Genomic DNA, 16,207 nt, shown 5'->3' on the forward strand with positions numbered 1-16,207 from the left:
CCCGCGACCCCCTGCGTGACAGGCAGGTATTCTAACCAGCTGAACTACCACTCCGCTAAGTGGTGCGTATCATAATGACGAACATAAATCTCGTCAATCTTTTTTTATGAAATTTTACTTACCTGCTTAAATTCCAAACGATTAATGAACATTGTCATTACCAAAGCGTTTATCCCAAAGACAATTATTTCCACTTTTTTTATTAATCATCTTTAATAATTCTAAATGTGCTTGTAGCTCATCGTCAGTGGGTTGAAGTAATTTTAAATTGTGCGCAAAATCCACCGCACTTTTTATTTCTTCCGCCGCTTTTTCTTGCACAACATGGATAACTTCAGACTCAACAGATTCTTCTTCATCGAATAAATTTGTTTGTCCCCCCGTCATCATCAAATAAACATCCGCCAAGATCTCGGCATCCAGTAACGCACCGTGCAAAGTACGTTTGCTATTATCAATACCTAAACGATCACAAAGTGCATCCAAATTATTACGTTTTCCAGGGTACATTTGGCGTGCCATTTGTAGCGTATCTGTCACCAAACAAATATCGGTTGTTTTCACATTAAGGTTGAGTTTACGAAATTCATAATCCATAAATCCAACGTCAAAGGGCGCATTGTGAATAAGCAATTCCGCACCATTAATATAATCCAAAAAATCTTGGGCAACCTCTTTGAATTCAGGTTTATCCGCTAACATTTCATCAGTAATACCATGAACTTTAATCGCATCAGGATCAACGGGGCGATCTGGTTTAATGTAAATATGGAAATTATTACCTGTGTAACGACGATTTATTAATTCAACTGCACCAATTTCAATAATGCAGTGTCCTTCATAATGCGCGCCAAGCTGATTCATACCTGTAGTTTCAGTATCTAATACAATTTGGCGATTGGGATTAATCATTTGTTCAACCTATCTCTTTCCATTAAAATACCTGTCATTCTACACAACAACCTTTTTGTTATGCAAAAACAGATTGAAATTTTTACTGATGGATCTTGCTTAGGTAATCCCGGTGCGGGGGGAATTGGCGCCGTATTGCGTTATAAACAGCATGAAAAAATGCTCTCCAAAGGCTATTTCAAAACCACCAATAATCGAATGGAATTATGCGCTGTTATTGAAGCATTAAATGCCTTAAAAGAACCTTGCTTGATCACGCTTTATAGTGATAGCCAATATATGAAAAATGGCATAACAAAATGGATCTTTAACTGGAAAAAAAATAATTGGAAAGCAAGTTCTGGAAAGCCTGTAAAAAACCAAGATTTATGGATAGCCTTAGATGAATCCATCCAACGTCATAAAATTAATTGGCAATGGGTAAAAGGCCACGCAGGACATAGGGAAAATGAAATTTGCGATGAATTAGCTAAAAAAGGGGCAGAAAACCCAACACAGGAAGATATTGGGTACATGGAAGAATAATATAAAAAGTAACATACCATTCTATTCCCCAATACCTAAAAATATTTACAGGCAATACTCAAACCTTAAAAAAGAACAAAAAACAGACAAAAATGTATAGAAAATGTGATCTTGATCAGATTTCAAGAAAATTAAATTTTAGAGGATTGACATTAAGAAGGGAATTTGTAATGATCCGCCACGTCTATTTAGGCGGTTGGGCAATCTTATTTAGGAAAAGTTCAATCATAGGTAGTAAACAACCATAAGGAATACAAATTATGAAAAAAACACTTGCAGCATTAATCGTTGGTGCATTTGCAGCTTCAGCAGCAAACGCAGCTGTTGTTTATAACAACGAAGGAACTAAAGTAGAATTAGGCGGTCGTTTAAGCGTTATCGCTGAACAAAACAAAACCACTGTGAAAGGTCAAAAACATCAACACGGTGCATTACGCGATGCAGGTTCACGTTTCCATATTAAAGCAACTCATAACTTAGGCGATGGCTACTATGCGTTAGGTTATTTCGAAACACGCTTTAGTTCTGGTGCAGAAAAAACTGACGGATTTGGTGATGTAACAACTAAATTAGCTTATGTTGGCTTAGGCAAAAAAGAATTAGGTCAAGTTACTTTCGGTCGTCAAAAAACTATCGCTGATGTGATGGTAAGCGCGGAAGATAAAGAATATGGTCTTATCAAAAAGTCTAACTATGTTCCAAATGAAGGTGCTTCAGCAGCGGCTTATACCTACCAAGGCATTGACGGTTTAACATTAAGCACCAGCTATGTATTTGCACAAGAACGTAATGATGAAGATGCAGCTCCTCTAGTTCCAGGTGAAGTAGTCAGTGGTAAAATCCGTAACGGTGTTCAAGTTGGTGCAAAATATGATGCAAACAACATTGTTGCAGGTATTGCTTATGGCCGTACAAATTATAAATATGACACTGCTAATCCTGCGCTAATCCAACAAGTTAATGGTGTATTAGCAACTTTAGGTTACCGTTTTGATGATGCTGGTTTATTCGTATCTCTTGATGGCGGTTACGCAAAAATTAAAAATAAATCAAGTGCACACGCGAAACGTTACTTCGTATCTCCAGGTTTCCAATTTGATTTAGTAAAAGATACCAGCAAAGTATATGGTAACTTCCTATATGAACGTTATTCAGTAGATCAAGGCACTAAAAAACGTGACGCTGGCGTATTATTTGGTGTAGATTATAAACTTCACAAACAAGTATTAACTTATGTTGAAGGTGCTTATATCAAATCTAAAGAAACTAACGGCGCAGCCGTTACTGTATCTAAAGATAAAAAAGTGGGCGTAGGTTTACGCGTTTACTTCTAATCATTTGTTAGAAATACATTATTAAAAGCAAGGCGAATCGAAAGGTTCGCCTTTTTGTTTGTTCTAAAATCAAATAAAACAATCTACAGTCTTTGATATTACAAAGTATGCGACGTTATTTTATAGTTATTCATGTCTATTTTTCTCCATATTAAATCCTTCCATTATCTATTCCACAAAATTCAGCTAAAGAAGATTTTGAGAATTATGAGGGAAAGAGATATCAAGTTAGATAAAGAATGACTTGTATAAAATAAATACTTTGTGGAAGTTGAAAGAATATTTCATCGAACAAAACGGCACAAACCATCAGCTTGTACCGTTTTTAAAAGAAGGGAAATTATCTTGTTCTAATCTTGCTATAGGTTAATGCCACAACAAAAAACACAGCTTGTAACAGAATAATACAAGCGCCAGTTGACGCATCAAAATGATAGCTCAATATTACGCCAATTAGGCTTGATGTAATTGAACTTATAATAGCAATCCATAACATTTTATCAAAAGATTTTGTGAGTGTAAGTGCGGTAATTCCTGGTGCAATTAACATTGCCACCACCAAAATAACGCCTACCACTTGCATCGTGCTTACAATAGTTAAAGCAAGCAACATTAACAATCCATAATGTAAAATTTTAGGAGAAAGCCCTGCAACACGAGCATGACTTGGGTCAAAACAATAAAGCAAAAAGTCTTTACGTTTAAAGACAATCATACAAAAAATTATCGCAGAAATAACCGCACTTTGAATGAGTTCTTGATGACTTACGCCCAATACATTACCAAACAAAATATGCGTTAAATGCTGTTCTGTTTGAATTTTGGTGAACATAACAAGACCAATGGCAAACATTCCAGAAAATACAATGCCCATTGCTGTATCTTCTTTTATGCGACTATTTTCTTTTAAATATCCCACACCAAGCGAGCAAAAAATACCTGAGAAAAATGCTCCAATCGCTAAAGGGATTCCTGCCAAATAAGCGAGTACAATACCAGGTAATACAGCGTGAGAAATCGCATCGCCCATTAATGACCAACCTTTCAAGACTAAATAACAAGAAAGTAACGCACAGATAATCGAAACAATCAATGCGGTTAATAAGGCATTTTGCATAAACTCAAATTGTAGCGGTTCTAAAATCCAATCAAACATTTTCTACCGCCTTTTTATTACGAGTAAGCAAACCATATTTTGGTGAAAATAAGAAAGCAGCCAAGAATAATAATGTTTGCAATGTCACAATCACACCGCCAGTGGCACCGTCTAAATAATAGCTAATATAAACACCAACAAAACTTGTCACCGCCCCTAAAATAATAGCGATGATTGACAAGGTTTTGAATTTATCTGTGAGTAAATATGCCGTCGCACCCGGGGTAATCACCATCGCAATGACTAAAATCGCCCCCACAGTTTGTAATGCAGCTACCACACAAGCACTTAATAATGTGAAAAATAAGATTTTATAAAATAATGGAGAAAGACCGACTGTAATCGCTTGAGTTTCATCGAAAAAAATCAGTAGTAAATCCTTCCAAAATAATAAAAGCAATACTAAACAAACACCGATGATAATTGCCACTTGGTAAATATCTTCATCAGCAATGCCTAAAATATTGCCTAAAATAATGCTTTGCACATTTACTGCAGTTGGATTTAAAGAAATGATCAATAGACCTAATGCAAAGAAAGTACTGAAAATAAACCCGATAACGGCATCTTCTTTCAGTTTAGAAATGGATTTAATCCAAAGAATGGAAAGTGCGGCTAAAATTCCGGCAAAAAATGCACCAAGGGCATAAGGCAAAGAAAAGGCATAAGCTATCGCGACACCAGGGACAACGGAATGAGAAAGTGCATCACCAATCAAAGACCAGCCTTTAAGCATTAAATATGAAGACAAAAAAGCACAAATCCCACCAACTGCAGTGCTCAAGATCATCGCCTTGAGCATATAATCATAGGAAAAAGGTTCGAGCAATAAATCTAACATCACCTATTCCTTCTTATTTTCGACCGCACTTTTATAAGGACAGTCTTCAAAATGGCAATCCTTTGTTGTTGGTGCAGGTGGATCTTGTTTAGTTTCACCATAGAATACAACGGCTTTTTCATCATCCGTCAAGACGGTAACAGCACGTTTATCTTCATCGTTATGTAAATCCTCACCCAACAATTTAATATGGCGTAATACCCCACCAAACACAATTTCCAAATTATGTTGGTTAAAGGTATCTTCCGTTTTCCCTGCGGCAATCACCGTACGATTAATCATCACCACTTGATCACAAAAATCAGGAACAGAACCTAAGTTATGGGTTGAGACAAGAATAAGATGACCTTCTTCTCGAAGCTGTTGAAGAAGATCAACAATGGCATTTTCAGTTTTTACATCAACGCCAGTGAAAGGTTCATCCAATAAAATAATTGGACTTTGTTGTGCTAATGCGCGGGCTAAAAACACGCGTTTTTTCTGCCCGCCAGATAACTCACCAATTTGACGATGGGAGAGATGCTCAATATTCACTCGCTGCATCGCCTCTTGAACTTTTTGTTTATCAATCGCTTTGGGAATACGAAGGAAATTCATATACCCATAACGCCCCATCATCACGATATCATACACTGACACAGGAAATTGCCAGTCCACTTCTTCAGATTGTGGAACATAAGCAACCAAATTACGTTTCAGTGCTTGGGAAATTGGCAAATCACAAAGCTTGATTTCACCTTGTTGTGGCTTCACAAGCCCCATTATGCTTTTAAATAACGTAGATTTACCACTGCCATTCACACCCACTAATGCACAAATAGTTCCACTGTTTAATGAGAACGTCATATTGTGAATAGCTGTGTGGCCATTGTTGTAACGAACAGTTACATCATTAACCCAAATTGATGTCGAGAAAGAGTCCATTATTTTCCGAATCCTTTAACAATGGTTGATACAGTTACGTTAAGCAAATCAATATAAGTTGGCACAGGGCCTTTTTTCGCAGAAAGAGAGTCAACATACAATACGCCACCGTATTTTGCACCACTTTCTTTCGCTACTTGTTGTGCTGGTTTTGCTGAAATTGTACTTTCACTAAACACAACAGGAATATTGTTTTTACGAACTAAATCAATCACTTTACGCACTTGTTGTGGTGTGCCTTGTTGTTCAGCATTAATTGGCCATAAATAACCTTCTTTTAAGTTGTAATCTTTCGCCAAATAACTGAAAGCACCTTCACTTGTCACAAGCCAGCGTTGAGCTTCTGGAATCTGTGCTAATTTTGCACGAAGTGGCTCATCTAGTTGTTTAATTTTTTGAGCATAGTCAGCAGCATTTTTTTCATACACGGCTGCATTTTGTGGATCGTATTTCACCAATGCATTTTTAATATTTTCAATATAAACTAATGCATTAGATGGCGACATCCACGCATGTGGGTTAGGCGCATCTTTATACGGACCTTCATAAATAGACAATGGTTGAATACCTTCAGTCACCACCACTGCTGGTTTGTCTTTAATATTTTGGAAGAAACGTTCAAACCAACGTTCCAAATTTAAACCATTCCATAAAATTAAATCGGCAGACTGTGCTTTCACAATGTCTTTTGGAGTAGGTTCATATTCATGAATTTCAGCACCTGGTTTGGTGATAGATTCTACTGTAGCCGCATTACCCGCCACATTTTGCGCAATATCTTGAATCACGGTAAAAGTGGTTACAACTTTAAATTTTGCATTAGCCTGCATTGCAAACAAACCAAGTGCAAGTGCGGTCATAATTTTTAATGAATTTCGCATAAGATGTCCTTATAAAAAAGTAATAGAGGTTGGATGCCTGAATAATCGCTCAACTGCTCAACAATTATTCATCATGGGCAATAATACTATTTTTATTACGCTTTTAAAATGAAAATAATTATCAAACATTAAAATTAGTTTAATCTTTGAAAGCATAACAAAAAGTGAGATAGATTTTCCCTATGTGTTCAACGGTTATTCTATTAGCCTGATACTTTCTTTATTAGGTCATTTAAGCCTTCTTCATCATAGCCATCTTCATATTGTGCCTCACCTTCAACATCATGAATGGTTCGTCCATTCAATGCCGTACAACCGTATTTTTCTAATTTATTTTTAGTAAAGCTAGAACGATATGCAGAAGAAGAATTATTGAGACTAATTACACCGATAGTGGAACTTTTACATAGGTGTTTATTAATGAAAACGAGATTATAACCTGATTCTCGAATATATCCTGTTTTATTCACTACCGCATCAAAGATTTCATCACGCACTAATTTATTAGTATTTTTAATATAAAGTTTGTATTTCCCTGCTTGAATATAAGTTGCACTAAGATTGGATAAACGTTTAATGTCTGATTTATTCAAGGAATGTTTAGCAAGTTTAACTAAATCCATAGGACTAGAGATATTGCTACTCGATAAACCAGAACTATCATGAAAACGAGTAGAATACATACCAAGTTGATGGGCTTTTTCGTTCATTTTATTAATAAATTGTATTCTGCTCATTCCTGCTGCACGAGAAAGTGCGTGGGCAGCATAGTTATCAGAATGGACAAGCATTGCTTTCAATAATTCGTTACAAGAGATAGGAATGTTTTTAGGTAATTTTGTTCCAGTGCCTTTAATTCGATCCGTATCCTCTTTTGTGATTGCGATTCGACAATTAGGATTTTTATTATTCTCTAAAAATACATTAGCCGTCATTAATTTCGTTACAGAAGCAATGGGCTGAACGCTATCAGGCGCATGGCTTTCCAACACTCGATTATGCGTAAAATCATACACAACATAAGACTGTGCCACCGCAAAAGAAGGACACAAAGATAAAATAAATAAAGCTTTCTTAAACATTATTGGTCACCTTAGAAAATAGGCTTACATTTTACCGCACTTTTTACTCTGTAATTGGAAATATTTGCGATCTAGATCGCAAAAAAGTGCGGTAATATTTTCCATCGTTTTTCAATTCCGCTAGATTATGCGGTGACAAATCTGTACAATCGCCGTTCATTTTTTAATTGCGAATTTTTCGTTGTGAGTTTTTGATAAAAAATACCAGCACAACGCTATCGCCACAATGTGTAATAACGAGGCTAAAATGTCAGAATTATTGTCCGTGCAATCAGATGCACCCGCTAAAAAAATTAATCTAATGGATTTAACGCGCCAACAAATGCGCGAATTTTTTAAAGAACTCGGCGAAAAACCATTCCGAGCAGATCAGTTAGTAAAATGGATTTATCATTTTGGCGAAGATAACTTCGACAATATGACAAACATTAATAAAAAATTACGAGAAAAACTCAAAGCGGTTGCAGAAATTAAAGCCCCAGAAGTTGCCGTTGAGCAGCGTTCAGCCGATGGCACGATAAAATGGGCAATGCAAGTGGGTGAACAACAAGTTGAAACCGTGTATATTCCCGAAGCAGATCGCGCGACGCTTTGTGTATCTTCCCAAGTTGGCTGTGCCTTAGCTTGTACATTCTGTTCAACTGCGCAACAAGGATTTAATCGCAATTTAACAGTTTCAGAAATTATCGGCCAAGTTTGGAGAGCCTCTAAAATTATTGGCAACTTTGGGGTGACAGGCATTAGACCAATTACAAATGTGGTAATGATGGGAATGGGCGAACCCTTATTAAATGTTGCCAACGTTGTTCCCGCAATGGAAATTATGTTAGATGATTTTGCCTATGGTTTATCAAAACGCCGTGTCACTTTATCCACTTCTGGCGTTGTACCAGCACTAGATAATTTGAGCAAAATGATCGATGTGGCTTTGGCTATCTCATTACATGCCCCAAACGATGAATTACGTGATGAAATTGTGCCAATCAACAAAAAATATAATATCAAAATGTTGATTGACTCGGTAAATCGTTATTTGAGTGTATCAAATGCGAATCACGGCAAAGTCACGATTGAATATGTCATGCTCGATCATGTGAATGATGGCGTAGAACATGCTCATCAACTTGCAGAAGTATTAAAAAATACGCCTTGTAAAATTAATTTAATTCCGTGGAATCCGTTCCCAGAGGCACCTTATGCAAAAAGCTCAAATACACGTATCGATCGTTTCCAAAAAACCTTAATGGAATATGGTTTTACCGTGATTATTCGTAAAACGCGTGGAGATGATATTGACGCAGCCTGTGGGCAATTAGCGGGAGATGTTATCGATCGTACTAAACGTACGGCAATGAAACGCCAATTTGGACAAAATATTGGGGTAACGGAAGTTAATTAATATTCTAGGTATGTGAATTGTTCAAGTTCACATACCTTATGTTTTCATACAAATTAAAGCATATTAAATATTTCTTCCTCCCCTGTTAAAAGGAGAAAAAATGCAAACAATAATTAAACAACTAAGTGCGGTTATTTTCCCTTTCATTTTTTCTGCCTGCGTTTCACAATCTGTATCTAGCTTAGATCATCAAGCTGCCGCTAAAGCGCGTGTGGAACTTGCATTGAACTATCTTCAGCAAAATAATCCTCAACTGGCTAAAATCAATTTAGACAAAGCACTTCTACACGATAAAAATTACTATCTCGTGCATTCAGCACTTGCACATTATTATCAACAACAAGGGCAAATAGAAAATGCCTTTCGTGAGTATGAAATAGCCGTAAAACTTAATCATAAACAAGGCGATGTGCATAATAATTTTGGTACGTTTCTATGTAGTCAAAAGAAATTTGAGCAAGCTCAGCAACAATTTGAATTAGCACTTAATTCTCCAAATTATTATCATCAAGCAGATACATTTGAAAATATCGCGCTTTGTGCTTATTCCGCGCAAAAAATGGATATTTATCAGCAAACATTAGAAAAATTACGTCAAATTGATGGAAAACGTGCGGAAAAATTCAATAGTCTAAAATAAAGCATTGCCAAATCAAGTATTGGACTTTAAAATTTAGCCTTCATTTACCGCCTAATTATTTGATTAAATTTATGAATCCAACTACTGAGCAAGTGCTTTCTCCTGGTGAGATTTTTCGTCAAACACGCGAAGCCTTGAATCTTTCTCTTGAAGATGTCGCTAAAGAAATCACGCTACGCCCCTCTATATTAGAGCAACTTGAAAATAATGAATTTATTCAAAAATCAACGCCTTCTATATTTGTCAAAGGTTATGTTCGCAGCTATGCAAAATTCTTACGTTTGCCAGATTCAGTTTGGGAAAGTATTGTTTTTGCTGAAACAGAAAAAAATGATTTAGGGAAAAATGCACGTTCAACCCGTGCCGTTAATCAATATTCCTCTCACAATCGTTGGATCGGGCGTTTAACCGCAATAGTATTCGTGATTGTAATTGGTATGACTGGGCTTTGGTGGTGGCAAAGTTATCAACAAAATACTCAAGAACGCGATGATTTAGTGCAAAGCTATGTTGCCTCTACCGAAAACAATCAGCCCGCCACCGCTCTTGTGACAACAGAAGAAAGTAATAAAACTGTACCAGAAACAGCAGCACCAGTCTCACAACCAGTAGAAATAACAAATAATGTGTTACCAGAAATAGCACACGAAAATAGTGTTTCACTACCCAAAAACGATGAAAAATCAGTTTCAGACATTCAAAGTGCGGTCGAAAATCCAAGTATTTCTCCAACGTTACCTATAGCAAAAGGCGATTTAGTGATTGAAATTTTGACAAATAGCAGTTGGATTAGTGTAAAAGATAACGCCCGTCACGTATTAGCACAAAAAGAATATAAACAAGGCGAAATATTAACCTTTAATGGCAATGAATTTTCATTAATTGTAGGCGCACCAAGCAATGTGCGCATCACTTACAAAGGCGAGAATTATCCTCTGAAAGTGGATGGTCGTGTAGCAAAATTCAAACTTTCACAACCTTAGGAAAAATAATGTCAGCTTTTCAGCCAACTATTAAGCGTCGTGAATCGACAAAAATTTATGTGGGAAATGTACCAATTGGTGGAGATGCACCGATTGCCGTGCAATCAATGACAAATACTCGCACCACTGATGTGGAAGCGACAGTTGCTCAAATTAAATCATTAGAACGTGTTGGCGCAGATATTGTTCGTGTATCTGTTCCAACAATGGATGCTGCGGAAGCATTTAAACAAATTAAACAACAAGTGAATGTCCCGCTCGTAGCAGATATTCATTTCGACTATCGTATCGCGCTAAAAGTCGCAGAATATGGAGTAGATTGCTTACGTATTAATCCTGGCAATATTGGTCGTGAAGATCGCATCCGTGCCGTTGTGGATTGTGCGCGAGACAAAAATATTCCGATTCGTATTGGCGTAAACGCTGGCTCTTTAGAAAAAGATTTGCAAGAAAAATATGGCGAACCAACACCAGAGGCATTATTAGAGTCCGCATTACGTCACGTAGAAATTTTAGATCGCCTAAATTTCGACCAATTTAAAGTGAGCGTAAAAGCCTCTGATGTATTTTTAGCGGTTGAATCTTATCGTTTACTAGCTAAAGCAATTAAACAGCCTTTACATTTGGGTATTACTGAGGCTGGTGGCGCACGTGCTGGTGCGGTTAAATCAGCAATAGGTTTAGGTATGTTACTTGCCGAAGGTATTGGTGACACATTACGTGTATCATTAGCTGCAGATCCCGTAGAGGAAATCAAAGTCGGTTTTGATATTTTGAAATCTTTACGGATTCGTTCAAGAGGAATTAACTTTATTGCTTGCCCAACCTGTTCTCGCCAAGAGTTTGATGTGATCGGCACAGTAAATGCGCTGGAACAACGCCTTGAAGATATTATTACACCAATGGATGTATCGATTATCGGTTGCGTAGTGAATGGTCCTGGCGAGGCACTTGTCTCCGATCTCGGCGTAACTGGTGGTAACAAAAAAAGTGGTTATTATCTTGACGGCGAACGCCAAAAAGAGCGTTTTGATAATGAAGATATAGTGAACCAATTAGAAGCAAAAATTCGTGCGAAAGTCGCACAACAAGATCCAAAAAACAGAATTATTTAAGGAAAGCTCGTGGCAAAAACAATTCAAGCAATTCGTGGTATGAACGATTGCGCCCCAACAGAATCTCCATTATGGCAATGGATTGAAGCACAAGTACGCAATGTATTAAATAGTTATGGCTATTCGGAAGTGCGTATGCCAGTTGTAGAAAGTACACCATTATTCGCTCGTGCAATCGGCGAAGTAACAGATGTTGTTTCAAAAGAAATGTACACATTTTGGGATAACGATGAACAATTAACCTTACGCCCTGAAGGCACAGCAGGTTGTGTACGTGCCGCTATTGAACACGGTTGGATCTATAATAATGAACAACGCTTATGGTATATCGGGCCAATGTTCCGTCATGAACGTCCACAAAAAGGGCGTTACCGTCAATTCCATCAAGCAGGTGTTGAGGTATTCGGTATTGCAAATCCAGAAATCGATGCAGAGTTAATCATGCTTACCTATCGTTTATGGAAAGCATTGGGTATTGATCAACATGTTACACTTCAACTTAACTCTATTGGCTCTTTAGAAGCACGAACAAATTATCGTTCTGCATTGGTTGGATTTTTAGAAAACCATCAAGATTTAATGAATAATGAAGAAAAAGAGCGTTTAGTAAAAAATCCACTGCGTATTTTGGATACCAAAAATCCAGAATTACAAAAAGTATTGGATAATGCGCCAAAATTACTTGACTATTTAGATGATGAAAGCCGTGAGCATTTTGAACAATTATGTTCATTATTAGATGCAGTGGGTATTCAATATGAAATTAATCCTAAACTCGTTCGTGGCTTAGATTATTACAACAAAACTGTATTTGAATGGGTAACCTCAGCTCTTGGTGCACAAGGTACAGTATGTGGTGGCGGTCGTTATGACGGTTTAGTGGAACAACTTGGCGGAAACGCAACACCGAGCATCGGATTTGCGATGGGATTAGAACGTTTAGTCTTGTTGGTACAAGAAGTTAATTCAAATGTTCCAGTTAAAAGTGCGGTGGATATTTATGTTGTTTATCAAGGTGAAGGCGCAACATTAGCTGCTTTTGAATTAGCGGAAAAAGTGCGCTCAGAATTACCGCACTTAAATACTATGTTGCACTGCTCTGGCGGTAATTTCAAAAAACAATTTAAACGTGCAGATAAATCTGGTGCAACATTGGCATTAGTTATCGGCGAAAGCGAAGTACAAAATAAACAAGTCGTTGTTAAACACTTACAAGGTGGTGCAGAGCAGCAAACCTTAGATTTAGTGAATATAATCGACTATATTCAAACTCAATTTTAATTTAAAAGGGGAAAAACATGGCTTATTCCATTGAAGAAGAACAAGAGATTAACCAGTTGAAAGACTGGTGGAAAGAAAATGGCAAAACAATTATTGTTGCTTTCATCTTAGGAGTTGGAGGTATGTTTGGATGGCGTTATTGGCAAGCCCACCAGGCAGAACAAATCACTCAAGCTTCTGCTCAGTATGATGCGTTAATCTATTCTGCACAACAGGATGAACAAGCTAAAAAAGCCAATATAGAACAATTTGTGCAAGCTAACAGCAAAACGGCATACGCTGTCTTTGCTTTGTTAGATGAAGCGAAAAAAGCGACTGAAAAACAAGACTTTGCTGCAGCAGAAGCAAACTTAAATCAAGCATTAACCCAATCTCAAGATGAAGTATTAACATCTATTGTTGCATTACGTCTGAGTGCGGTGCAATTTCAACTGGGTCAATTAGACAATGCTTTAACCACCTTAAACCAAGTGAAAGGCGAAAGCTTTAATGCTCGTAAAGCAATTTTAACCGGCGATATCCAAGTCGCCAAAGGAGATAAAGTTGCGGCTAAAAACAGCTTTGAGCAAGCACAACAAAGTGGTAGCCAATTAGAACAACAAATGGCAAAAATGAAATTAAATAACCTTTAAAAAAATAATACCCGCACCAAAGTACGGGTATTTTTTCAATCAAATTTCTGATTATTCAAATTCATCCAACCATTTCAATAAAATAGCCTCAAGAATCGCTTCATTTGACTTATTAGGATCATCATCAAAATCTTCAAGTTCACAAATCCATTTATGTAAATCAGTAAAACGAACGGTTTTTGGATCTAAATCTGGATTACGATCGTAAAGTTCTTCTGCAATTAATTGAACATCAGTCCATTTCATTAGTGAGCGGCCTCATTGGCATGGTTAATGTTATATTTCGGAATTTCCACCACAAGATCTTCGTCTCCCACGACACATTGGCAAGATAAACGACTATCCATTTCTAATCCCCAAGCCTTATCCAACATATCTTCTTCTTGATCACTCGTTTCATTTAGAGAGTCAAAACCTTCACGGATAATGACATGGCAGGTTGTACAAGCACAGGAGCCATCACAAGCATGATGAATTTCCACCCCTGCATTGTGTGCAACTTCTAATAAGTTATCACCTGCAGCGGCATCAACAACCATACCTTCGGGACAAAATTCTTCATTAGGTAAAAAAATCACTTTTGGCATAACACTTTCCTCAAAATTATTTAATAATCTGACCGCACTTTTACGGTTTTTCAATATCTGACAAATTTTTGCCTGTCAAAGCTTTATTAATCGATGCATTCATTCGACGTGCTGCAAATTCTTGGGTAGCAGTATCCAAGGCTTTAATTCCTTGCGCAATTGCATCACGATCTGAACCTTGTTTTACATCCATTAATTGTTTTAACACACTTTCAATATGATGAAACTCTTCTGTGCTAAGCAATTCAGCCCCATCTGCTTGTAACGCAACAATCACACTTTCAATCACACGATCCGCTTCTACTCGTTGCTCAGCTAATTCGCGAGCTTGTAAATCCTCTTGCGCATTATCAAAAGAAGATTTTATCATTGCGGTCACTTCTTCATCCGTTAAACCATAGGAAGGTTTAATTTGGATTGATGCCTGCACTTTCGTCGATTTTTCCATTGCAGTCACACTTAATAAACCATCTGCATCGACTTGATAAGTCACTCGGATATGAGCGGCACCCGCAGCCATTGCTGGAATACCTCGTAGAGTAAAACGCCCTAAAGAGCGACAATCATCTACCAGCTCACGTTCACCTTGTACGACATGAACGGTCATTGCTGTTTGGCCATCTTTGAAAGTAGTAAACTCTTGTGCACGAGCCACAGGAATTGTTGTGTTACGTGGAATAATTTTTTCCACTAATCCACCCATGGTCTCAATGCCTAAAGAAAGCGGCACGACATCGAGCAACAACATATCAGAATCAGTTTTATTACCGACTAAAATATCCGCTTGAATTGCGGCACCAAGTGCCACAACTTTATCTGGATCAATGGAAGTGAGTGGTGTTTTACCAAAAAACTTACCAACCTGCTCTCGTACATATGGCACTCGAGTTGAACCACCAACCATTACCACCGCTTGCACTTCTTCAGATTCAACGTTGGCATCTTTCAAAGCTCGGCGACAAGTTAGCAATGAACGTTTTACAAGTGAATGAATCAACTCATTAAGTTGTTCTCGTGAAATTTCTACTGAAAAATTCTGCCAAGAAATGACCGCACTTTTCTCAGTACTTAAAGCTATTTTGGCTTCGCTAGCAAGGGTTATCAGTTCGCGCTGTTGATTTGGGGTTTGTGGTTTTAGTTGGGTTTGTTCAACGATCCAATCAGCTATTAAATGGTCAAAATCATCACCACCTAGCGCAGTATCTCCACCCGTGGCTAGAACTTCAAAGACACCTTTTGATAAGCGTAAAATTGAAATATCAAATGTACCGCCACCTAAATCATAAACTGCAATAATCCCTTCTTGCCCGCTATCCAACCCATAAGCGACTGCGGCTGCAGTAGGTTCATTCAATAAACGTAATACATTTAGCCCAGCTAAACGCGCAGCATCCTTAGTGCTTTGACGTTGAGCATCATCGAAATAAGCAGGAACCGTAATCACAACCCCAGAAAGCTCGCCACCAAGGCGTTGTTCTGCAATACGATTTAAACGCGATAAAATATCTGAGGATACTTCAATTGGACTTTTTGGCCCCTGTGTCGTAACAATTAAAGGTAATCCATTTTCACTCGCTACAAATTCATAAGACAAACTAGAATAACGAGACTGAACATCAGCAAGACTACGACCAATTAGACGTTTTACTGAAATCACCGTATTTTTTGGATCAAGTGAGGCTTGTTCAAAGGCTTCTAAACCAACTTTCTTCTCTTCAACGCCATAATGAACAACTGATGGTAAAAGACTACGCTCTTGTTCATCATTAAGAATCACGGCTTGCCCACTACGCACTGATGCAACCAAAGAATTGGTTGTTCCCAAATCAATCCCAACGGCTAAACGATGTTGATGCGGTGCAGCAGCTTGTCCTGGTTCTGCAATTTGTAATAATGCCATATGCTATTTTTCTAC

At 37.6% G+C, this 16,207-nt stretch carries 17 protein-coding genes; 8 read left to right on the top strand and 9 right to left on the bottom strand.

What is annotated here, in order from left to right:
- Positions 1-141 precede the first annotated feature (141 nt).
- Positions 142-912 (bottom strand): DNA polymerase III subunit epsilon, encoded by a 771-nt coding sequence (gene dnaQ / locus ABW51_RS07410; RefSeq protein WP_053466219.1) that lies wholly within the window; start codon positions 910-912, stop codon positions 142-144.
- Positions 913-972: 60 nt separating this feature from the next.
- Between dnaQ and rnhA the strand changes: the two genes are divergently transcribed.
- Both rnhA and ABW51_RS07420 read left to right on the top strand, forming a co-directional pair.
- Positions 973-1,437 (top strand): ribonuclease HI, encoded by a 465-nt coding sequence (gene rnhA, locus ABW51_RS07415; RefSeq protein WP_053466220.1) that lies wholly within the window; start codon positions 973-975, stop codon positions 1,435-1,437.
- A gap of 260 nt (positions 1,438-1,697) precedes the next feature.
- Positions 1,698-2,771, top strand: coding sequence for a porin (locus tag ABW51_RS07420; RefSeq protein ID WP_053466221.1), 1,074 nt, complete (start codon positions 1,698-1,700; stop codon positions 2,769-2,771).
- A 340-nt stretch (positions 2,772-3,111) separates the two neighbouring features.
- Here the strand turns inward: ABW51_RS07420 and ABW51_RS07425 are convergent, their stop codons facing one another.
- The 5 genes from ABW51_RS07425 to ABW51_RS07445 form a co-directional block, all read right to left on the bottom strand.
- A complete protein-coding gene (locus ABW51_RS07425) occupies positions 3,112-3,927 on the bottom strand; it encodes a metal ABC transporter permease (protein WP_053466222.1) in 816 nt (271 codons plus the stop codon).
- Positions 3,920-4,768, bottom strand: coding sequence for a metal ABC transporter permease (locus ABW51_RS07430; protein ID WP_005634080.1), 849 nt, complete (start codon positions 4,766-4,768; stop codon positions 3,920-3,922). The genes ABW51_RS07425 and ABW51_RS07430 overlap by 8 nt, the downstream gene beginning before the upstream one ends.
- A 3-nt stretch (positions 4,769-4,771) precedes the next feature.
- Positions 4,772-5,692, bottom strand: a complete 921-nt coding sequence (locus tag ABW51_RS07435) for an ATP-binding cassette domain-containing protein (RefSeq protein ID WP_053466223.1) — start codon at positions 5,690-5,692, stop codon at positions 4,772-4,774.
- The gene (locus tag ABW51_RS07440) at positions 5,692-6,573 is read right to left on the bottom strand and encodes a metal ABC transporter substrate-binding protein (RefSeq protein WP_053466224.1); all 882 of its coding nucleotides are present in this window, start codon (positions 6,571-6,573) and stop codon (positions 5,692-5,694) included. The genes ABW51_RS07435 and ABW51_RS07440 overlap by 1 nt, the downstream gene beginning before the upstream one ends.
- A gap of 203 nt (positions 6,574-6,776) precedes the next feature.
- Positions 6,777-7,655: a D-alanyl-D-alanine carboxypeptidase family protein gene (locus ABW51_RS07445; protein ID WP_053466225.1), complete on the bottom strand. Its 879-nt coding sequence runs from the start codon at positions 7,653-7,655 to the stop codon at positions 6,777-6,779.
- A 247-nt stretch (positions 7,656-7,902) separates the two neighbouring features.
- Between ABW51_RS07445 and ABW51_RS07450 the strand changes: the two genes are divergently transcribed.
- From ABW51_RS07450 to ABW51_RS07475, 6 genes are all read left to right on the top strand, one after another.
- Positions 7,903-9,054 carry a bifunctional tRNA (adenosine(37)-C2)-methyltransferase TrmG/ribosomal RNA large subunit methyltransferase RlmN gene (locus tag ABW51_RS07450; RefSeq protein ID WP_005630119.1) on the top strand — a complete coding sequence of 384 codons (1,152 nt, stop codon included), beginning with the start codon at positions 7,903-7,905 and terminating at the stop codon, positions 9,052-9,054.
- 100 nt (positions 9,055-9,154) lie between these two features.
- On the top strand, positions 9,155-9,694 hold the full coding sequence (gene pilW / locus ABW51_RS07455; protein ID WP_053466226.1) for a type IV pilus biogenesis/stability protein PilW: 540 nt from the start codon (positions 9,155-9,157) through the stop codon (positions 9,692-9,694).
- 71 nt (positions 9,695-9,765) lie between these two features.
- Positions 9,766-10,677, top strand: coding sequence for a RodZ domain-containing protein (locus ABW51_RS07460; protein ID WP_053466227.1), 912 nt, complete (start codon positions 9,766-9,768; stop codon positions 10,675-10,677).
- Positions 10,678-10,685: 8 nt separating this feature from the next.
- Positions 10,686-11,792, top strand: a complete 1,107-nt coding sequence (ispG, locus tag ABW51_RS07465) for a flavodoxin-dependent (E)-4-hydroxy-3-methylbut-2-enyl-diphosphate synthase (protein WP_053466228.1) — start codon at positions 10,686-10,688, stop codon at positions 11,790-11,792.
- Positions 11,793-11,801: 9 nt separating this feature from the next.
- A complete protein-coding gene (gene hisS, locus ABW51_RS07470; RefSeq protein ID WP_053466229.1) occupies positions 11,802-13,073 on the top strand; it encodes a histidine--tRNA ligase in 1,272 nt (423 codons plus the stop codon).
- 17 nt (positions 13,074-13,090) lie between these two features.
- Positions 13,091-13,705 (top strand): YfgM family protein, encoded by a 615-nt coding sequence (locus tag ABW51_RS07475; RefSeq protein ID WP_053466230.1) that lies wholly within the window; start codon positions 13,091-13,093, stop codon positions 13,703-13,705.
- A 51-nt stretch (positions 13,706-13,756) separates the two neighbouring features.
- Here the strand turns inward: ABW51_RS07475 and iscX are convergent, their stop codons facing one another.
- From iscX to hscA, 3 genes are read right to left on the bottom strand one after another with little or no spacing between them, the layout of a single operon-like run.
- Positions 13,757-13,951, bottom strand: coding sequence for a Fe-S cluster assembly protein IscX (iscX, locus tag ABW51_RS07480; RefSeq protein WP_053466231.1), 195 nt, complete (start codon positions 13,949-13,951; stop codon positions 13,757-13,759).
- The gene (fdx, locus tag ABW51_RS07485; protein WP_005629440.1) at positions 13,951-14,292 is read right to left on the bottom strand and encodes an ISC system 2Fe-2S type ferredoxin; all 342 of its coding nucleotides are present in this window, start codon (positions 14,290-14,292) and stop codon (positions 13,951-13,953) included. The genes iscX and fdx overlap by 1 nt, the downstream gene beginning before the upstream one ends.
- A 40-nt stretch (positions 14,293-14,332) precedes the next feature.
- Positions 14,333-16,192, bottom strand: a complete 1,860-nt coding sequence (gene hscA / locus ABW51_RS07490; protein ID WP_053466232.1) for a Fe-S protein assembly chaperone HscA — start codon at positions 16,190-16,192, stop codon at positions 14,333-14,335.
- Positions 16,193-16,207: the final 15 nt, after the last annotated feature.

The organism is Haemophilus sp. C1 (genome assembly GCF_001276515.1).
Taxonomy (GTDB): Bacteria; Pseudomonadota; Gammaproteobacteria; order Enterobacterales; family Pasteurellaceae; genus Haemophilus.

Bases quoted from the DNA above. Each gene is read 5' to 3' on its own strand.
- ispG (WP_053466228.1), top strand. From the start codon at position 10,686: ATGTCAGCTTTTCAGCCAACTATTAAGCGTCGTGAATCGACAAAAATT.
- rnhA (WP_053466220.1), top strand. From the start codon at position 973: ATGCAAAAACAGATTGAAATTTTTACTGATGGATCTTGCTTAGGTAAT.
- pilW (WP_053466226.1), top strand. From the start codon at position 9,155: ATGCAAACAATAATTAAACAACTAAGTGCGGTTATTTTCCCTTTCATT.
- ABW51_RS07440 (WP_053466224.1), bottom strand. From the start codon at position 6,573: ATGCGAAATTCATTAAAAATTATGACCGCACTTGCACTTGGTTTGTTT.
- ABW51_RS07435 (WP_053466223.1), bottom strand. From the start codon at position 5,692: ATGGACTCTTTCTCGACATCAATTTGGGTTAATGATGTAACTGTTCGT.
- ABW51_RS07460 (WP_053466227.1), top strand. From the start codon at position 9,766: ATGAATCCAACTACTGAGCAAGTGCTTTCTCCTGGTGAGATTTTTCGT.
- ABW51_RS07420 (WP_053466221.1), top strand. From the start codon at position 1,698: ATGAAAAAAACACTTGCAGCATTAATCGTTGGTGCATTTGCAGCTTCA.
- ABW51_RS07430 (WP_005634080.1), bottom strand. From the start codon at position 4,768: ATGTTAGATTTATTGCTCGAACCTTTTTCCTATGATTATATGCTCAAG.
- fdx (WP_005629440.1), bottom strand. From the start codon at position 14,292: ATGCCAAAAGTGATTTTTTTACCTAATGAAGAATTTTGTCCCGAAGGT.
- iscX (WP_053466231.1), bottom strand. From the start codon at position 13,951: ATGAAATGGACTGATGTTCAATTAATTGCAGAAGAACTTTACGATCGT.
- ABW51_RS07475 (WP_053466230.1), top strand. From the start codon at position 13,091: ATGGCTTATTCCATTGAAGAAGAACAAGAGATTAACCAGTTGAAAGAC.
- ABW51_RS07425 (WP_053466222.1), bottom strand. From the start codon at position 3,927: ATGTTTGATTGGATTTTAGAACCGCTACAATTTGAGTTTATGCAAAAT.
- ABW51_RS07445 (WP_053466225.1), bottom strand. From the start codon at position 7,655: ATGTTTAAGAAAGCTTTATTTATTTTATCTTTGTGTCCTTCTTTTGCG.
- dnaQ (WP_053466219.1), bottom strand. From the start codon at position 912: ATGATTAATCCCAATCGCCAAATTGTATTAGATACTGAAACTACAGGT.
- hscA (WP_053466232.1), bottom strand. From the start codon at position 16,192: ATGGCATTATTACAAATTGCAGAACCAGGACAAGCTGCTGCACCGCAT.
- ABW51_RS07450 (WP_005630119.1), top strand. From the start codon at position 7,903: ATGTCAGAATTATTGTCCGTGCAATCAGATGCACCCGCTAAAAAAATT.